At 64.1% G+C, this 18,321-nt stretch carries 17 protein-coding genes and 1 pseudogene; 4 read left to right on the top strand and 14 right to left on the bottom strand.

What is annotated here, in order from left to right:
• Window positions 1–33: 33 nt before the first annotated feature.
• From ACFJIU_RS19380 to ACFJIU_RS19415, 8 genes and pseudogenes are all read right to left on the bottom strand, one after another.
• Window positions 34–1,026: a cyclodeaminase gene (locus ACFJIU_RS19380; RefSeq protein ID WP_379062602.1), complete on the bottom strand. Its 993-nt coding sequence runs from the start codon at window positions 1,024–1,026 to the stop codon at window positions 34–36.
• The gene (gene eutB / locus ACFJIU_RS19385) at window positions 1,023–2,003 is read right to left on the bottom strand and encodes a hydroxyectoine utilization dehydratase EutB (RefSeq protein ID WP_379062604.1); all 981 of its coding nucleotides are present in this window, start codon (window positions 2,001–2,003) and stop codon (window positions 1,023–1,025) included. Before eutB ends, ACFJIU_RS19380 begins: the two co-directional genes overlap by 4 nt.
• A gap of 5 nt (window positions 2,004–2,008) precedes the next feature.
• Window positions 2,009–2,782, bottom strand: a complete 774-nt coding sequence (gene eutA / locus ACFJIU_RS19390) for an ectoine utilization protein EutA (RefSeq protein WP_379062606.1) — start codon at window positions 2,780–2,782, stop codon at window positions 2,009–2,011.
• 2 nt (window positions 2,783–2,784) lie between these two features.
• Complete coding sequence (ehuD, locus tag ACFJIU_RS19395; protein WP_379062608.1) at window positions 2,785–3,444, bottom strand: ectoine/hydroxyectoine ABC transporter permease subunit EhuD; 660 nt, start codon at window positions 3,442–3,444, stop codon at window positions 2,785–2,787.
• Window positions 3,445–3,460: 16 nt separating this feature from the next.
• Window positions 3,461–4,120: an ectoine/hydroxyectoine ABC transporter permease subunit EhuC gene (gene ehuC, locus ACFJIU_RS19400; protein ID WP_379062610.1), complete on the bottom strand. Its 660-nt coding sequence runs from the start codon at window positions 4,118–4,120 to the stop codon at window positions 3,461–3,463.
• A gap of 76 nt (window positions 4,121–4,196) precedes the next feature.
• A complete protein-coding gene (gene ehuB / locus ACFJIU_RS19405; protein WP_379062612.1) occupies window positions 4,197–5,048 on the bottom strand; it encodes an ectoine/hydroxyectoine ABC transporter substrate-binding protein EhuB in 852 nt (283 codons plus the stop codon).
• Window positions 5,049–5,129: 81 nt separating this feature from the next.
• The gene (gene ehuA / locus ACFJIU_RS19410) at window positions 5,130–5,915 is read right to left on the bottom strand and encodes an ectoine/hydroxyectoine ABC transporter ATP-binding protein EhuA (protein WP_379062614.1); all 786 of its coding nucleotides are present in this window, start codon (window positions 5,913–5,915) and stop codon (window positions 5,130–5,132) included.
• A gap of 170 nt (window positions 5,916–6,085) precedes the next feature.
• Window positions 6,086–7,472 (bottom strand): annotated as a pseudogene (locus ACFJIU_RS19415) (PLP-dependent aminotransferase family protein).
• A gap of 84 nt (window positions 7,473–7,556) precedes the next feature.
• On the opposite strand from ACFJIU_RS19415, the gene ACFJIU_RS19420 reads away from it, so the two are divergent.
• From ACFJIU_RS19420 to ACFJIU_RS19435, 4 genes are all read left to right on the top strand, one after another.
• Window positions 7,557–8,045: an Lrp/AsnC family transcriptional regulator gene (locus ACFJIU_RS19420; protein WP_379062616.1), complete on the top strand. Its 489-nt coding sequence runs from the start codon at window positions 7,557–7,559 to the stop codon at window positions 8,043–8,045.
• Between the two features lie 125 nt (window positions 8,046–8,170).
• Window positions 8,171–9,664, top strand: a complete 1,494-nt coding sequence (locus tag ACFJIU_RS19425; RefSeq protein ID WP_379062618.1) for an NAD-dependent succinate-semialdehyde dehydrogenase — start codon at window positions 8,171–8,173, stop codon at window positions 9,662–9,664.
• 29 nt (window positions 9,665–9,693) lie between these two features.
• Window positions 9,694–11,073 carry an aspartate aminotransferase family protein gene (locus tag ACFJIU_RS19430; protein ID WP_379062619.1) on the top strand — a complete coding sequence of 460 codons (1,380 nt, stop codon included), beginning with the start codon at window positions 9,694–9,696 and terminating at the stop codon, window positions 11,071–11,073.
• A gap of 8 nt (window positions 11,074–11,081) precedes the next feature.
• A complete protein-coding gene (locus ACFJIU_RS19435; protein ID WP_379062621.1) occupies window positions 11,082–12,179 on the top strand; it encodes an alcohol dehydrogenase family protein in 1,098 nt (365 codons plus the stop codon).
• Here the strand turns inward: ACFJIU_RS19435 and ACFJIU_RS19440 are convergent, their stop codons facing one another.
• From ACFJIU_RS19440 to nikC, 6 genes are all read right to left on the bottom strand, one after another.
• The gene (locus tag ACFJIU_RS19440) at window positions 12,180–13,235 is read right to left on the bottom strand and encodes a dipeptidase (RefSeq protein WP_379062623.1); all 1,056 of its coding nucleotides are present in this window, start codon (window positions 13,233–13,235) and stop codon (window positions 12,180–12,182) included.
• 86 nt (window positions 13,236–13,321) lie between these two features.
• Window positions 13,322–14,494, bottom strand: coding sequence for a serine hydrolase domain-containing protein (locus tag ACFJIU_RS19445; RefSeq protein ID WP_379062625.1), 1,173 nt, complete (start codon window positions 14,492–14,494; stop codon window positions 13,322–13,324).
• A 100-nt stretch (window positions 14,495–14,594) separates the two neighbouring features.
• Window positions 14,595–15,611 (bottom strand): porin, encoded by a 1,017-nt coding sequence (locus ACFJIU_RS19450; protein ID WP_379062627.1) that lies wholly within the window; start codon window positions 15,609–15,611, stop codon window positions 14,595–14,597.
• 31 nt (window positions 15,612–15,642) lie between these two features.
• Complete coding sequence (locus ACFJIU_RS19455; protein WP_379062629.1) at window positions 15,643–16,497, bottom strand: ABC transporter ATP-binding protein; 855 nt, start codon at window positions 16,495–16,497, stop codon at window positions 15,643–15,645.
• Complete coding sequence (locus tag ACFJIU_RS19460; protein WP_379062631.1) at window positions 16,494–17,354, bottom strand: ABC transporter ATP-binding protein; 861 nt, start codon at window positions 17,352–17,354, stop codon at window positions 16,494–16,496. The genes ACFJIU_RS19455 and ACFJIU_RS19460 overlap by 4 nt, the downstream gene beginning before the upstream one ends.
• A complete protein-coding gene (gene nikC, locus ACFJIU_RS19465) occupies window positions 17,351–18,277 on the bottom strand; it encodes a nickel transporter permease (protein WP_379062633.1) in 927 nt (308 codons plus the stop codon). Before nikC ends, ACFJIU_RS19460 begins: the two co-directional genes overlap by 4 nt.
• Between the last annotated feature and the right edge of the window lie 44 nt (window positions 18,278–18,321).

The following is an 18,321-nucleotide window of genomic DNA, read 5'->3' on the forward strand; positions in this document are numbered from 1 at the left end:
TCCAGTTCCTCGTTTTGGCCCTTCGGACCCGCATCAGCTTTCAAAGATTGTTCCAGCACCCGCCGCCCTCGCCCGGTCCCGCGCGAGCGTGGCGATGGCGGTGTCCTGCACGCCCGTGCCGGTAAGATCGGCAAGCGTGATATCGGCCGCGGTTCGTCGACCGTGCTTGCGTCCGGCGATGATCTGGCCGAGTTCGGTGACCTCGCCATCTGCCGCCATCACCGCCGCATCGATGGCATGGTGCAGTTCGCCGAGCCGGCGCGTCTGCCGGGCGCTGTCGGCGACATAGAGATCGGCCATGCGGATCACCGCCGGCGCGATCTCGTTCTTGTGTTCGGCATCCGATCCCATGGCGGTGATGTGCTGCCCCGCCGAGACGAAGCCGGCATGGATCAGCGGCTCGGTCGCCGGTGTCGTCGTCACGATCACGTCCGCCCCCGCTGCCGCTTTCGCCGCATCGGGCTCGGGCCGCACATCGATGCCCAGCCTCTCGCGCAATTCGCCGGCTGCCGCCTCCGCCTTTGCGGCATCACGGGCCCAGATGCGGGCTTCGGTGATCGGCCGCACCAGCTTCAGCGCCTCCAGCTGCAGTTTCGCCTGCATGCCGGCGCCGAAGATTGCGGCGCTCGCGGCATCCGGTCGGGCAAGGTGCTTTGCCGCCACGGCGCCGGCGGCGGCAGTGCGGATATCGGTGAGATAGCCGTTGTCGATCAAGAGCGCTTCGGTGACACCGGTCGTTGCCGACAGCAGCACCATCAGCCCGTTGGTGCTCGGCAGGCCGAGCGCTGGATTGCCGAAGAAGCCGGGGCTGATCTTGATGGCGAAGGCGTCGATGCCGGGCACATAGGCGGTCTTCACGTCGACCTCGCCGCGATGCTCGGGAATGTCGAGCCTGAGGATCGGCGGCATCGCCACCTTCTCGGTGGCGAGCGCGCGGAAGGCATTTTCCACGCAGGCCACGGCTTCGAGATCGAGTTTCACGAGACGCCGCAGGTCCGTCTCGGTGAGGATAGTCATTGGCCTCATGCCGCCAGTTCCTCCTTGCCGCAGACGATGTCGCGATGCCGGACCATGTCGATGTTACGACCGGAGAGCACCAGCACGACCGGGCCCCGCGACTTGATCTTGCCGGCCAGCAGCGCCGCGATACCGACCGCGCCGGCGCCCTCGACGATCTCGCGTTCCTCGCTGTAGGCGTGGGTAATGCCGGCAGCGATTTCAGCTTCGGAAAGCAGCACGACATCGTCGAGCAGCTCGCGGCACATCGAAAAGGTCAGCCGATTGTCCAGGCCGATGCCGCCGCCGAGCGAGTCCGCCAGGGTCGGCATCTCCTCGACCTGTACCGGCCGTCCAGCGTCGAGACTGGCTTTCATCGCCGCGCCACGCTGCATCGAAGTGCCAATGACTTTGATATCAGGCCTGGTGCCTTTCACCGCGGCGGCAATGCCTGCCGCCAGCCCGCCGCCGGACAGCGGCACCAGCACGGTCTCCACGTCGGCAACGGCACTGACGATCTCGAGGCCGAGCGTACCTTGCCCGGCGATCACCGCCGGATGATCGAAGGGCGGCACCATGACCAGCCCTTCCTCCGCCACCAGCCGCTCGACCTCGACCTGGGCATCATCCTGGCTGTTGCCGACGATGCGGATCTCAGCACCGAGACGGCGAATCTCCTCGACCTTGTTGGACGGCACCAGTTTCGACATGCAGATGACTGCACGCATGCCTTCGAGCCGCGCAGAAAAGCTGAGCGCGCGGCCATGATTGCCGGTCGAAGCGGCGACGACGCCGCGTTTCCTGTCTTCGGCATCGAGCCACGCGATCGCATTGGAGGCGCCGCGCAGCTTGAAGCTGCCAGTCGTCTGGCGATGCTCGAGCTTGAGGTAAACCGGGACGCCGAGGCGCTCCGACAGACTGGTCGAAACCACGATGGGGGTTGCTGCGATCTTGCCTACGATGCGGTCGCGCGCAACCAGGATATGCTGGAAGGTGACTGTATCCATGGCTGTCAGCTGCGCGGCAATGGGTTGGTCATCAGCCGGCCCCCTTCGGGATGGGCGTTGTCGTCGCCACAGAGCCTCAGGCAATTCCAGGCGGTCGCCTGGTTGGAGGTAACGACGGGGCGACCGATGGCCGCCTCGATCGCCACAGCCGCGAGCGCCGAACGCAACGCCGTACACGATACGAACAGCGCATCCGCATCCGGATGCATGGCCTGGCGCGCCAGCTCGACCAGTGTCGCAGGCGCGATGCGTGCCATCTCGCGATCGTCGTCGAAGCCGAGACAGGTGAAGGACGCGATCTCGAAGCCGTGGCGGACGAAATAGTCCGCCATCGGACGGCTGGTCTCGACCGTATAGGGTGTGAGTACGCTGATCGTCCTGGCACCCAGCGTCTTCAGTCCTCGCATCGCCGCCATCGGCGGCGTCACCACGGTCACGCCGGGTTTGGCAGCCTGCACGGCGGCTTCGATCTCGGCATCGCCGATGACGACCGAAGCCGAGGTACAGGAATAACAGATGGCATCGAGCTTCTCGTCCGGCAGGATCAGGGCCGCTGCCTCGGTCAAGGCCGGCTGCATCTTGCGCAGGTTTTCCGGAGTGGTCGGATTGGCGTAGGCGACACGCGCAACATAGACGCCGATGCGCTCGCTCGCCACGATGCGGCGATAGTCCGGCTCGGTGGTGTGGTCGGTCGCCAGGATGATCAGGCCGACACGTTTTTCCATTGGACGCGGGTCAAGGGCCGGACGCTCCGGATACAGGCGGATATCGGGTGCCATGCTTATCGCTCCACCTTGCCGTAGCGCCGCTCCAGCCATCGCAGCAGCACTACCGAGAACAGGCTGATCACCAGGAAGAAGGCACCGACCAATGTCATCGGCTCGACATAGCGGTAATAGGTGTTGGCGACGCTCTTGGCCTGGTTCATCAGCTCCAGCACGGTGATGGCGGAAAGCAGCGGCGTTTCCTTGAACATGGCGATGAAATAGTTGGCCAGTGCCGGCATCATAGGCGGGATCGCCTGCGGCAGGATGATGTGCGTCCAGGTCTGGCGGGCATTGAGATTACAGGCCTTGGCGGCTTCCCATTGCCCGCGCGGCACGTTGTCGATGCCAGCGCGATAGACCTCGGCCGCATAGGTGCCGTAGTGCAGGCCAAGGCCGATGACACCGGCGGTCAGCGGCGGCAGCAGCAGGCCGAAATCCGGCAGCACGTAGAAGATGAAATAGAGCTGGACCAGAAGCGGCGTGCCGCGAATGAATTCGGCGAGGAAACCGACCGTGCGCGAGACGATGCGGTTCTCCGAACGCCGCAGCAGCGCTATGGCGAGCCCCACCACCGCAGCCAGTGCGGAGCCCAGGATGGTCGCCAGGATGGTGATCTTCACGCCCTCGAGGAGGGTCGGCATGATCTCGCGAACGAAGGCCCAATCCCATTCCATTATTTGGCCCACTCCATCAGACGCGCACTCCGTCGAGACCGCGCGACAGGCGGCGCTCCAGGCTGCGCGTACCCCAGGAGATCAGCAGCGCCAGCACGAAATAGATGACGAGGATGGTGGCGAACGGCACCAGCGTGTTGCCGGTCTGGGCGCGAACCACCTGCGCCTGGAAGGTCAGGTCGGCCAGCGAGATCAGCGACACGACCGACGTGGCCTTGAGCAGTTCGATGGCATTGTTGCCGAAGGTCGGCAGCATCACCAGGAAGGCCTGCGGCAGGATGACATGGCGCATGCCTTGCCAACGACCGAGATTGAGTGCCGTGCAGGCCTCGTATTGTTCCCTGCCGATCGACTGCACCGCGCCGCGCACCACCTCGGCGGCATAGGCGCCGACATTGAGCCCGAGCGCCAGCACGCCGGCCTGCAATGGCGTCAGTTCGAAGCCGAGCATGGGCAGCACGAAATAGGCCCAGAACAGCTGGACGAAGATCGACGTGCCGCGAAAGAACTCGATATAGATCGTGGCCAGCGCGCGCACCGCGAAGAAACGCGATAGCCGGCCAAGCCCCGCCAGGAACGCCATGATCAGTGCCAGCACCGATCCCATCAGCGTCAGCTTGATGGTGACCAGCGCTCCTTGCAAGATCAGGTCGAGATATCCGGACCAGTCGATCATAGGGTCTTCCGGTTGACGAAAACGGTGCGACTGCGCCCTTCTCCCCGTTCACAGGGAGAAGGGCGTGCAGTGCGTCTCACTTTGCCGCGCAGAGCTTGTCGCGCGTGGTCGACAACGCCGCCTTGGCCGAAAAGCCGTATGGCTCGATGATCTTGGCGAACTCCCCGGACTTCTTCATCTTCGCCAGTTCGACGTCGAAGGCATCACGAAGCGCAGTGTCCTTCTTGTTGAAGGCGGCGCCATCGCAATAGACGGGGGCACCTTGCACCGGCGCGATGACTTCGAGGTTCGGATCGTTGGCCTTCTTCATCAGATCGTTGATGGAAAGCACCGGCAGCGAATAGGCGTCGATGCGGCCGTCCTGCAGCATCTTGATGCCGCTCTGGCCGTCCGGCACCACGATGACACGATCGCGCGGCACGCCGGCATTCAGCGCCAGCTTCTCCTCGGTGCCGCCGCCCGGCGCGCCGATGGTGGCGGCGGTGTCCTTGGCGACATCCTCATAGCTCTTGAAGCCCTTGGGGTTGCCCTTCTTCACCAGCATCGCCTCGGCATCGCACAGCACCGGTTCGGAATAAGCGACAGCCGCGCACCGCTCGGGCTTCATGAACAGCCCTGCCGTCACCACGTCGAAACGTCCTGCCTGCAGGCCGGGGATCATCGCGCCATATTCGGAGATCGAAGCCGCGACATCGGCCACGCCGAGGCGCTTGAATATCTCGCGTGCGACGTCCGGCGCAGCACCCGAAACCTTGCCGTCGGCCGCGACCGCCGTATAGGGCGGCTCGTTGGCGATGGCCAGGCGGGCAAACCCCTGGCTCTTCAATTGTTCAAGTTTGCTGTCGTCGGCACGGCTGCCGGCGGTGGTGGCGGCCAGAATGCCCAGCGCGAAACCGGCGAGTGCTGCCGTGGTTGCAAATGTTCTCATTGTTCCCAGCTCCATGTTTTTCGGTTTTTGTTGGTGGTCGTGATGCCGTCTGCGCGGCAACCATTTGCTTTCCGCCAGCGGTCAGACGCGATGCCCTGCCGCGATGATCTTCTTCAGAAAGCTCTGCGTGCGCTCCTGCTTGGGATGGCGGAAAATATCGTCGGGCTTGCCCTCCTCCACGATCTTGCCGCGGTCGAAGAACAGCACCCGGTCGGCGAAGTCGTGGGCGAAACCCATTTCGTGCGTGACCAGAAGCATGGTCATGTCGGTCTCGGCGGCGAGCTTGCGCATGACGTTCAACACCTCGCCGACCAGTTCGGGATCGAGCGCCGAAGTAACCTCGTCGAACAGCATGATCTTGGGCGACAGGGCGAGCGCGCGGGCGATCGCCACGCGCTGTTTCTGGCCGCCCGAGAGCTGCGCGGGCATCGCCTTGGCCTTGTCGGCAAGGCCAACCATGTCAAGCAGTTCCATCGCCCGCTTCTCGGCGGCGGCACGCGGCATGCCCTTGGTCAGCATCGGTGCCAGGGTGACGTTGTCGAGCACGCATTTGTGCGGAAACAGGTTGAAGAGCTGGAAGACCATGCCGATCTTCTGGCGCATCCTGGCGAGATGCCGTTCGCTTGCCGGCACCAAAGCGCCCTCGCGCTGCATGTGGTAGAGCTGCTCGCCCTCGACCTCGATGTGGCCGCCATCGATGCGCTCGAGCGTCATCAGGATGCGCAGGATCGTGGTCTTGCCAGATCCCGACGGGCCGATGAGCGCCAGCTTCTCGCCGGGCATGACCTGCATCGACAGCCCGTCCAGCACCTTGAAGGCTCCGAAGCTCTTCGAAATCGCGTCGATCTTGATGATGGGCGCGGCCAATCGTCTATCCCCGTGTTGGAGAACTCTCTTTGCTAACGATGGGGAAGCAACAAAATCATGTCAATTGGCAAAATAATCTCATGACAATTTTTCCAAAATCACTCAGACCGTGAGCGAAAGCCCAGGGCCTTTAGAGGCCCTGGCTCGCCGCCCGATCTCTTTCCGAAAGTCTAGATTGCCAGCAGGAGATGTTCAGGATCGCCGAGCAGCAGGCGTGTGACGACGCCGAGGCCGGTACGCAGTTCGCTCTCGGTGGTCGACCCGATCGAGATGCGCACGGCCGGATGCCAGGGAGCTTCGGAAATGCGGAAGGATGCGCCAGGCGCAATCGCCACGCCCTGCAGCCGCGCCTGCGCCACGAACCCTTCTTCCGCCCGGTCCTCCGGCAGCGGCAACCACAGATGCAGCCCGTCGGCATGGGCATGGAACGTCACCCCGGCAAGGGTCTCCGCCGCGATGTCATGGCGCCGGCGCACGGCAGCACGCTGCCAGCGCACCAGTTCCATGGCGGTGCCGTCCGTCACCCATTTGCTGGCGATCTCGGCCACCATCGGCGTCGCCATCCAATTCGACACCAGGGTGCCGGTTTGCCACCGCCGCCACATAGCGATCCGGCGCAGCCAGGTAGCCGATGCGCAGGCCGGGCACCGTGATCTTGGAGAACGAGGTCACATAGAGCGTGCGTTCCGGCGCGAAATAGGCGACCGGCGGCGGGCGATCCTCCAGCAGCGGGCCGAGCACATCGTTTTCGATGATGGCGATATCGTGCTTGCGCGCCACTTCGGCGATCTGCGAGCGCCGGATGCCGCCCATCAGGGTGGCGGTCGGGTTGATCACCGACGGCTGCACGAAGACGGCGCGGATGTCGGAAAGCTGGCAGGCCTGGTCCAGCGCCTCGGGCAGGATGCCATGGTCGTCGATCGGCAGGCCTTCCAGATGGAAGCCGAGGTAGCGCGCCAGCGGCACCAGCGTGTGATGGCCGATCGCCTCGGTCACCACGGTGGAGCCGGGCGGCGCCACGCTCATCAGCGCCACCGTCATGCCGGCGGTGGCCCCGTTGGTGAGGGTGATGTTCTGCGATGAAGCCTCCAGACCGCACAGTTTCAGCCATTCGGCGGCAACTGCACGATGGCGCGGGAACACCATGTTCGGCCGGAATGACAGCGCCGAGCTGGCCGGCAGCGTCTCGGCCAGCCAGCCGAGCGCCTGCTTCAGCTTCTCCAGGTGCATCGGCTCGCAGACCGGCTTCAGGATCGACAGGTCGATGACCTCGCCCGGCCGCTCGGGCAGGTAGGGCGGATCCGGCTCGCGGCGCTGCGTCTGCACGAAGGAACCACGGCCGATTTCGCCGGCGATGAGCCCGCGCCGGATCAGTTCCTCATAGGCGCGGCTGACCGTCTGCACCGACAGTTTCAGCTCATCCGCCAGCGCCCGGTGCGTCGGCAGGCGTTCTCCATTTGCCAGCCGGCCATCATGGATGGCGCGCGCGAACTGGTCGGCCAGCGATAGATAGGCAGGACGGCGGATCAACGCCGGATCAGGACGCCACAATGTCATGACTTCATTAGAGATCGAAATCAGTGCAATTGACAATCGGAATCATGCGCCTGCATGGTGTTCGCGACAGGAAAAGCGACGCATATGACCGGACTGAAACTCGACGCCATCGATCTGAAGATCCTCGACGCCATCCAGCGCGACGGTCGCATCACCAAGCTGGCGCTGGCCGAGCAGGTGGGATTGTCGCCGACGCCGTGCTGGATGCGGCTGGCGAAGCTGGAAAAGGCCGGCATCGTTTCGGGCTATCATGCCCGCATCGCCATGCGCGCCATCGCTCCCATCGCCACGGTGCTGATGGAGGTGACGCTGGGTGCTCACAGGCAGGCCGACTTCGAGCGTTTCGAGCGCGCCATCCGCGACATTCCCGAGATCGTCGCCTGCTGGTCGGTGGGTGGCGGCGTCGACTACCTGCTCAAGGTGATGACCGCCGACATCGATGCCTACCAGCGCCTGGTCGACGCGCTGCTGGAGCGCGAACTCGGCATCGACCGCTACTTCACCTACATCGTCATCAAGACGGTCAAGGACGAGGCTGTCCTGCCGCTGCCGGAGCTGCTTTCGATCGACTGAGCCAGTACTGAAACTCTCTCGTGATCCGCGCCAGAAGAGAGAGTCTCTCTACCAATCGCACGTGGAATGGTCTTTCTCTCGCATCGACGTCCCTAGACTGCAGGCTCCGACACGGAGGCCCTGTCATGTCCGCCCATTTCGCCCCCCACCAGCGCCATGAAGCGCTCGACGGCCTGACCGACCGGCGGCTTTACCGCGAACATGCCTATGTCGACGGCCACTGGACCGCGAGCGACACCGCCGCCGGCTTCGAGGTGACCGACCCGGCCACCGGCGCAAGCATCGCCTGGGTGGCGGCACTCGATGCCGCCCAGACCGGCAAGGCGATCGATGCTGCTGCCCACGCCCTGCCCGGCTGGAAAACGCTGCTGCCGCAGCAGCGTTCGGCCATCCTGCGCAAATGGTTCGAGCTGATCGTGGCCGCCAAGGAGGACCTTGCCCTGCTGATGACGCTCGAGCAGGGCAAGCCGCTGCAGGAATCGCTGGGCGAGATCGACTATGCGGCCTCCTTCGTGGAATGGTACGCCGAGGAAGCGAAACGACTGAACGTGGAGACCGTCACCAGCCACCTGCCCGGCGCCGAAATGGCCGTTCGGCTTGAGGCGCTCGGTGTCGTCGGCGTGGTGACGCCGTGGAATTTCCCCTCGGCCATGCTGACGCGCAAGGCGGCTGCCGCGCTTGCCGCCGGCTGCACCATCGTTGCCCATCCATCCTCCGAGACCCCGCTTTCTGCGCTTGCGCTCGCCGAACTCGGTGAGCGCGCCGGACTGCCGGCCGGTGTCTTCAACGTGGTCACCGGCGATGCCGCGACGATCGTCGGACAGCTCTGCGCCGATACGCGTGTCAGGGCGATGAGCTTCACCGGCTCGACCGAGATCGGCCGGCTGATCGCCGCGCAATGCGCGCCGACGATGAAGCGCCTGGTCATGGAGCTGGGCGGACATGCGCCGCTGCTCGTCTTTGCCGATGCCGACCTCGACAAAGCGGTGAGGATCGCCGTCGACGCAAAGTTTGCCACTTCGGGGCAGGATTGCCTTGCCGCCAACCGCATCTATGTCGAACGGCCGCTCTACGAACGCTTCTGCGCGGCCTTCACCGAAAAGGTCTCGGCGCTGAAGGTGGGCAGCGGCCTAGCTGCCGACAGCGATATCGGACCGCTGATGCATGAGCGGGCAGTGAGGAAAGTCGACGAACAGGTGAAGGATGCCACCGCCAAAGGCGCGCGTCTGCTCTGTGGCGGCGAACGTCATGCGGCGGGGGCCCTGTTCTATCAGCCGACCGTGCTGGTCGACCTTTCGGACGACGCGCTGATCATGCGCGAAGAGACATTCGGCCCGGTGGCGGCGATCACGCCTTTCGATAGCGAGGACGAAGTCATCGCCCGCGCCAATGCTTCCGAATACGGGCTCGTTGCCTATGCCGTCACCGAGAACGGCGCGCGCCAGCGGCGTCTGGCGAGCGCGCTCGACTACGGCATGGTGGCCGTCAACCGTGTCAAGATCACAGGCGCCCCGATCCCCTTCGGCGGTATCAAACAATCCGGCCTCGGGCGCGAGGGCTCGCGCCACGGCCTGGAGGCCTTCACCGACCTCAAATACATCTGCTTCGATCTGGCGTAGGCCGGCGGCTGAGACAAAAAGGAGACAACATGCTGCAGCAATCCAACGAACTCACCGCCTGGGATCGCGACCACTTCTTCCACCCCTCGACCCATATGGGCATGCATGCGCGCGGCGAGATGCCGAACCGCGTCATGGCCGCTGGCGAAGGCGTGACCGTGTGGGACACGACCGGCAGGAAGAGCCTCGACGCCTTTGCCGGGCTCTATTGCGTCAATGTCGGCTATGGCCGCCAGAAGATCGCCGATGCCATCGCCGAGCAGGCCAGGAGCCTCGCCTACTACCACGCCTATGTCGGGCACGGCACGGAGACCTCGATCAAGCTCGCCAAGATGATCATCGACCGCGCGCCGCAGGGCATGTCGCGCGTCTATTTCGGCCTGTCGGGCTCCGACGCCAACGAAACCAACATCAAGCTGATCTGGTATTACAACAACGTCCGTGGCAAGCCGGAGAAGAAGAAGATCATCTCGCGCTGGCGCGGCTATCACGGCTCGGGTGTGATGACCGGCTCACTGACCGGCCTTGCCGGCTTCCACAATGCCTTCGACCTGCCGCGCGCGCCGATCCTGCACACGGAAGCGCCATACTATTATCGCCGCGCTGACCGCTCGCAAACCGAGGAGCAGTTCTCGCAATATTGCGCCGACCAGCTCGAAGCGCTGATCCTGGCGCAAGGTCCCGAAACAATTGCGGCCTTCATCGGCGAGCCGGTTCTGGGAACAGGCGGCATCGTGCCGCCGCCTGCCGGCTACTGGCAGAAGATCCAGGCGGTGCTTGCCAAATACGACATCCTGCTGGTGGCTGACGAGGTGGTGACCGGCTTCGGCCGGCTGGGTTCGATGTTCGGCTCCGACCATTACGGCATGAAGCCCGACCTCATCACCATCGCCAAGGGGCTGACCTCGGCCTATGCGCCGCTCTCCGGCGTCATCGTGCGCGACACGATGTGGAAGGTTCTTGTCGAAGGCTCCGACAAGCTTGGGCCTATCGGCCATGGCTGGACTTATTCGGCGCATCCGATCTGCGCTGCCGCCGGCGTCGCCAATCTTGAGCTCATCGACGAGATGGGTCTGGTGAAGAATGCCGGCGAGACCGGCGCCTATCTCAACCAGCAACTGGCCCAGGCGCTCGGCGATCACAAGAATGTCGGCGAGGTGCGTGGCGAAGGCATGCTGGCGGCGGTGGAATTCGTCAGGGACCGCGACGGGCGCATCTTCTTCGACGCTTCCGAGAAGATCGGACCGCAGGTGTCGGCTGCCCTGCTGGAACGCGGCGTCATTGCTCGTGCAATGCCGCAGGGCGACATCCTTGGCTTCGCGCCGCCGCTCTGCCTGACCAGGCAGGAGGCCGACACCATTGTCGAGAAGACCACGGATGCGGTGAAGACCGTATTCTCCAAGATCTGAGACCGACCATGAATGCGATTGCAAAACCTTTGCCTGACACCATGGCCGCTGTGCTGCTGACCGGCCATGGCGGGCTCGAGAAACTCGTCTACCGCACCGATGCAAGGGTACCGAAGCCAGCCGCCGGTGAAGTGCTCGTCAAGGTAACGGCGTGCGGCATGAACAACACCGATGTGTGGGTGCGCCAGGGCGCCTACGGCACGGAAGAGGATGCCGCGGCCGTCTCCACCTGGCGTCGCCAGGGCAACACGCTGACCTTTCCGCGCATCCAGGGCACCGACACGGTGGGCGCGATTGTCGCCGTCGGCAAAGGCGTGTCGCCCAAGCGGCTCGGCGAACGGGTGATGGTGGATTTCTCCATCTACAATCGCGACGACGATTCCCTGGCCGACATCGACTATATGGGCCATGGCCGTGACGGCGGTTACGCCGAATACCAGGTGCTGCCGGCCGAGAATGCGCATGTGGTGGATACCGAACTCACCGATGTCGAGCTGGCAACCTTCTGCTGCGCCTATCTGACTGGCGAGCAGATGCTGGAACGGGCCGGGCTGAAAGCCGGCGAACGCGTGCTGGTTACCGGCGCATCGGGCGGTGTCGGCTCAGGCATCGTGCAACTGGCTCGCGCGCGCGGCGCCATCCCCTATGCCGTGGTCGGCAAAGGCAAGGAGCAGGCGCTGCTCGACATCGGTGCCGAGAAGGTCATCACGCGCGGCGTCGCCGACCTGCCCGGCGCGGTTGCCGAGGCGACCGGCGGCGAGCCGATCGACGTGGTGGCCGACCTCGTCGGCGGCCCGGCCTTCAACGACCTGCTGCGCATCCTTCGGCCGGAAGGCCGCTACACCACGGCCGGCGCGATCGCCGGCCCGGTGGTGCAGCTCGATCTCAGGACCATGTACCTGAAGCAGCTTCAGCTGCATGGCTCCTCGCAAGGCACGCGCACGGATTTCCGCCGCATCGTGCGCTACATCGAGGAAAAGAAGATCAAGCCGCTGGTCGGCGGTGTCTACCGGCTGTCTGATTTCCACAATGCCCAGACCGACTTCATGGCCAAGGACTTCGTCGGCAAGCTGGTGGTCGTGCCCGACGCGATGTGGCTGGCCTAGCTAGCCGATCGTCCGCTCCAGCGTGCCGACCCAGTTCTTCCAGGCGATCTTCTCGACCAGCTCGCGTCCATAGCCGTGACGCCCGAGCGCCTCGAGCAGCCGTGGCAGACCCGATACGTCGCCGATTTCCTCAGGAATCGGCGCGCCGTCGAAATCCGAGCCCAGCCCGACGCCGTCCTCACCCAGTCTGGCCAGCAAGGCATCGATGTGACGCAGCATCGTATCGAGATTTGTCCCTTTGCCGTCGGGGCCGTCGGGATGGAGAAATTCCCTGGCGAAGTTCAGACCGACCATGCCGCGCGTCTCCCGGATGGCATCGAGCTGCCAGTCGGTGAGGTTGCGTGCATGCGGGCAGATCGCATGCGCGTTGGAATGCGTCGCCACCAGCGGCGCATCGCTGATGGCCGCGACATCGCGGAAGCCCTGTTCGTTGATATGCGACAGGTCGACCAGGATCTTCAACTGATTGCAGGTCCTGACCAGCGCCTTGCCGGCATCGGTCAAGCCCGGCCCGGTATCCGGCGATGACGGGTAGCGGAACGGCACGCCGTGACCGAAAATGTTGGGACGGCTCCAGACCGGCCCCAGCGAGCGCAGGCCGGCGGCGTGGAGCACATCCAGCATGACGAAATCGGCGTCGATCGCTTCGGCGCCCTCGATGTGGAAGACGGCGGCGATCGTGTCCCCCTCGATGGCGGCGCGGATGTCGGCCGCGCTGCGGCAGACCGCAAGAGCCCCCGCACGCTCGAGCCTGAACAGGAGAGACGCCATGGCAAGGGTGGGCACACGCGCCTGTTCCATCGGCAGGGGCGGCGGCAAGGGTTCGTCATTGCCGAGCACCGAGGCGGTGAAGCCGGGATCCTCGTCTCCCGCCGAAGGCGCGAAGACAGCGAACATGCCGCCGGCGAAGCCACCCTTGCGGGCCCGTGGCAGGTCGATGTGCCAGCTGGCGGGCGCGCCTTCCATGAAGAGCCGCGCCTTGTCGGCCTCAGTCGAGAGATGGAGGTTGAGCAAAGAGTCGTTGTGACCGTCGAAAACGGGAATGAGATCGGGCATGATTGTCTTGTGCTTTGCGTGTTGGGCTGGAAGCGCGCCGGGCTACAGCCGGTGCGCTCCTTGTTCTGTTTGATTTCGGCCCTCGCCTATCGGGCAAGCTTCGCGCCGGCGAGCAGGTCGTCGACGATCGACGCCCGGAACTTGCGGGTTTCGTCGGTGCCGTCGATGTTCATCAGAAGCGCCACCGCCTGGCTCTTGTCTTGGGTCAGGGCGACCATGTTCAAGGCGCCGTTGTCGCTGCCGGTGTGGCCAACCACCTTGTGTGTCGCGGTCTCCTCATCGGTCCAGCACAGGCCCTGATAAGGATAGATCTTGCGATCCACCTGCCGGCGCAACATGTTGCGGACCGCGGCCCTGGACAGGATGGCCTTGCTGCCCGTTTCCTGCCCCAGCATCGCATGCAAGGCTTTCGCCAGATCGCTGGCGGAGCAACGCAGCATGCCGGCTGGCACGTCCGGATAGCCCTGCTGCGGCAGTGCGACGAACTCACCCTTTTCATACTGGTAGGGCGTGGCAAGCACGTCGGGCGCGAACTCCCTCAGATACCAATGCGCGTTCCGGATGCCGAGCGGCTGCAGAACATTGGCCTCCACATAGGTGGGAAAGTCCTGCTTGCTGACATGTTGGACGATGTAGCCCACCAGGGCGATGGCGACATTGCTGTAATCCCACTTGGTGCCGGGCTTTCCCTTGAGGAACGACTTCGGCGAATAGGTGCTGCCGCCCTTGACGAGATAGTCCTTCAGGAAGCTCGGCAGGCTTTGCGTCGGATCGCCCGGGAAGGAAGGCTCGCCATAGCCTTCGTCGGAGATGCTCGACGTGTGGGTGACGAGTTGCTTCACGGTGATCGGGATCTTCGGGTGGTTGGGGTTGGTGATCTTGAAATCGATGAAGTCATTGATGTCGCGGTTCAGGTCATAACCCTTGCGCTCGAACAGCTGCACCAGGGCCGAGACGGTGAACAGCTTGCTCACCGACGCCAGATGCATCGGCGTGTCGGTCGTAAGCTTTCGCTGCTTCCCGAGGTCGGCGAAACCGAACGCAGCCGTGTAACGCGCGGCATTGTCCTTCGTCGTGATGGCGACGGATGCGCCAACAATGTGGGCCGCCTTCATGCGCTCCGGAACGCTGGCTTCAAAGTCGCGCCGCCAGCTTTCGAATGACGGCTTCTGCTTGTCGTCTGCCAGAGCGATTTGCACGTGCGGCATGAACAGTCCCGCCAATCCCATCTTGAGCAATGAACGTCGTGTTGAAATCATGATCAATGTCCTTGTCTGGCTCTCATTCGCCGGTTGAACCCGGATGTTCGGAATGGCTGATGCTTCCCCCTCAGCCGGTGATGAAGCGGGGATCCCGGCATCAGAAATCGCGTTGGATGCTGAGGACGCCGGCAAACGCATCGCCGGATGTCACGGACCTGCTGCCGAACGCGGTGTAGTCGAGCTCGGGCGTGACGATCAGGCCCGGAACCACCTCATAGTCGGCATTGAATGCCAGGGCGTATGTCCCCGAATCCGCATAGGCGACCTGGCTGTTGAGGGTCAGTTTCGGCGAAAGGCTGGCGGAAAGCCCGCTCCACGCGGCGTAGGTGCCGTCCCAAGCCCCATAGTAGTTCGGCTTCTCGGGATCGGACTGATAACCGGCCATGACAAAGGCGGTGAGAGGCCCTCCCAGCCTGAGATCCAGTCGCACCTTCGCTGCGATCTCCTGGAACACCGAGTCGTAGCCGAGGACCGTTGCGATCGCTCCCCAGTGCCTTTCGAGCTTCAGCCCGCCGACCAGATGCGGCATATAACTGTCGATCAGATGATCCTGCATATCGGGCGTATCAGGCCCGTCCCCCTCCTCTTCATCCTCGACCTCTCCTCCGCTGCTGCTCTTGTCGGCACTCGCTCCCTGCTCACCCCCGAACATGGCCGAAAGCCCGTTGCCGAGGCGCACCGTGTAGCTGACCTGGTTGGTCATGCCGCCGGCATAGGGAATGACGTCATCGCTAGAGACATTGCCGGCCGACCCCAGCCAGACATCGAACTGCGAGTCCGATGCGCCGATCAGCAGGCCGCCCAGCTCGATCGTTGCCGCCGAAAAGCTCGCGCCTTCATCGGTGCCGTCAGTGAAGTTCGTCTCGATCTCGAAAAATGTGTTCAGGCTTCCGAGTTCGGTTTCCGATCGGGCATCGGCATTCAGCTTGGCCTTGGTGTGCTGGCCCCAGCTCTTCTTGCGTTCGCCGGTGTAGACGTCGGCACCGGCCGAGACCTCGTAGCTGACATATCCGCCGATCTTCAGGCAGACATCGCTTTGCGGAAGTTGGATGAACCCCGCGCCCATCACATCGCAGGCACGGAGGTATTGGACCGGCTCGGGATCGGACATCATCTCCGTCTCCGCTACGGCGGGTTGTGGGATTTCAAACAGGAGTGCGCTCAAGCCCCCCAGAACCAGACCAGATTTCATTGTCTTCCCTCTGTTGGTTTTTCATTGGTTTTGTTTGAAGTCTCGAAAGTTCGGAATTCCCGGGCGCCCGGACGAATCCCTCGGATGCCTTGAGGAGGCGTCTGGTGTAGTCCTGAGCGACATTGTGGGAGACGAGGTCGGCGGCGGCGAGCTGTTCGACAGCCTCGCCGTTCTGCATGACCATCAGCCGCTCGCACATGTGGTTGATGACGGCGAGGTCGTGGCTGACCATCAGATAGGTGAGGCCGCGATCGCGCCGCACCTGTTCGAGCAGGTTCAGCACTTCGGCCTGCACCGAGGCATCGAGCGCCGAGGTCGGCTCGTCGAGCAGAAGGATCGACGGCTCCAGGATCAGCGCACGCGCGATCGCCACACGCTGGCGCTGGCCGCCGGAGAGCTGGTGCGAATAGCGGAAGCGGAAGCCGGAGCTGAGCCCCACTTCTTCCAGAGCACGCCGGATGCGGGCCTCGCTGTCACCGACGCCATGGATGGCCAGCGGCTCCTGCAGCAGCCGGTCCACCGTCTGGCGCGGATGCAGGGACCCATAAGGATCCTGGAACACCATCTGCACCTGACGGTAGAAGGCCTTGTCACGCCTGCGGCCAAGCGGCTTGCCGTTGACGCTGATGCTGCCCGAGGCGACCGGGGCAAGACCGGCAATGGCGCGCAGCAGCGTCGACTTGCCGGAGCCGGATTCCCCGACCAGTCCGAAGGATTCACCCGGCTGCACCGCGACGCTGACACCCTTGAGTGCCCGGAACTGGTCGAAGATGACCTCGACCCTGTCTGCCAGAAGTGCCGCCGTCATGCCGCCCACTCCGCCTTGCGTGCCAGTACCGGCAAGGGATGCCGGTCGTTGCCGATCTTTGGCATGCAGTCGAGCAGGCCCTGTGTGTAGGGATGCCGGGCGTTGGAAAGTTCGGAAGCCGGCAGCTGTTCCACCACCTTGCCGGCATACATGACCACGACACGGTCGCAGAAGGAGGAGACGAGCCTGAGATCATGCGAGATGAAGATCAGGCCCATGCCGCGCGTCGAGACCAGTTTGTCGAGGATGGCCAGCACATCGAGCTGCACCGTCACGTCGAGCGCCGAGGTCGGCTCGTCGGCGATCAGCAATTCCGGACCGGCAATCAGCATCATGGCGATCATGGCGCGCTGGCCCATGCCACCCGAGACTTCATGCGGATAGAGATCGAAGACACGCTTCGGATCGCGGATCTGCACCGCCGCCAGCATGTCGAGGGCACGTTCCCTTGCCTCGGTCCTGGAGACCTTCTCATGGGTGCGCAGGGTCTCGACGATCTGGCGGCCGATGCTGATGACGGGATCGAGCGAATATTTGGGATCCTGCAGGATCATGGCGACGCGCTTGCCGCGCAGCGCCCTGCGTTCGCGCGCCGGCAGCGACAGAAGGTCGATGCCGTCGAACTGCAGCCGGTCCGCGCTCACCTCGGCACGTGGATCGGTGAGGCCCATGATGGCGCGGCCGGTCTGGGATTTGCCGGAGCCGGATTCACCGACGATGCCGAGGCGTTCGCGGCCGAGCGAGAACGACACACCGCGCACCGCTTCGATGACACCGGTGCGGGTGGGAAAGCGGACCTTGAGATTGTCGACCTCGAGCAGGTTGCCGCTCTTCGACTTTGCATCCGTCGAACTCATTGGCCGGAGCTCCTTGGATCGAGCGCATCGCGCAGGCCGTCACCGAGCAGATTGAAGCCGAGGCTGACGATGAGGATGGCCATGCCGGGCATGGCCGCCACCCACCACTGGTCGAGGATGAAGCGACGGCCAGAGGCAATCATCGCTCCCCATTCGGGCAACGGCGGCTGCGCGCCAAGTCCGACAAACCCCAGACCGGCTGCCGTCAGGATGATGCCTGCCATATCAAGGGTGACACGCACGATCAGCGAGGAGGTGCACATCGGGATGATGTGGCGCCATACGACCCGGAACGGGGACGCGCCCATCAGTTGCACCGCCTTGATGTAGTCGGAGTTGCGCACCATCAGCGTTTCGGCACGCGCAATGCGGGCATAAGGCGGCCATGATGTGATGGCGATGGCGATGATGGCGTTCTCGATGCCGGGCCCGAGGGCGGCCACGAAGGCCAGCGCCAGGATCAGCTTCGGGAAGGCCAGGAAGATGTCGGTGATGCGCATCAGGATCGCATCGGTCCAGCCGCCGGCGTAACCTGCCACCGCACCGACCAGCAGGCCGACGGGCGCCGAGATGACGGCGACCAGCACCACGACCAGCAATGTCAGCCGCGAACCGTAGATGATGCGCGAACAGATATCGCGGCCGAGATCGTCGGTGCCCAGCCAATGCTGCGTGGACGGCGGCAGCAGCCGGGCGGCTTTCAGGTCACCGACGACCGGCGAATAACTCGTCAGATGGCTGGCGAAAGCGGCGACGAACAGCAACAGAAGAATGATCAAAAGACCCAGCACGCCCGGCTTGTTGGCGAGGAAGCGCCGCCATGTCGCATAGCCACGGCCGAGCCTGGCCTGCCAGCGCGAGGCGGGCTGATCCGAAAGCAGCCACTCGCGGCGGGAAAGCGCCAATGGTTGTGCCGTGCTCATGGCAGGAAGGTCCAATGGATAGCGTGCACGGGTTCGTCTCCTCG

Origin of the sequence: Mesorhizobium sp. UC74_2 (assembly GCF_042701485.1) — a bacterium.
Lineage (GTDB): Bacteria > Pseudomonadota > Alphaproteobacteria > Rhizobiales > Rhizobiaceae > Mesorhizobium.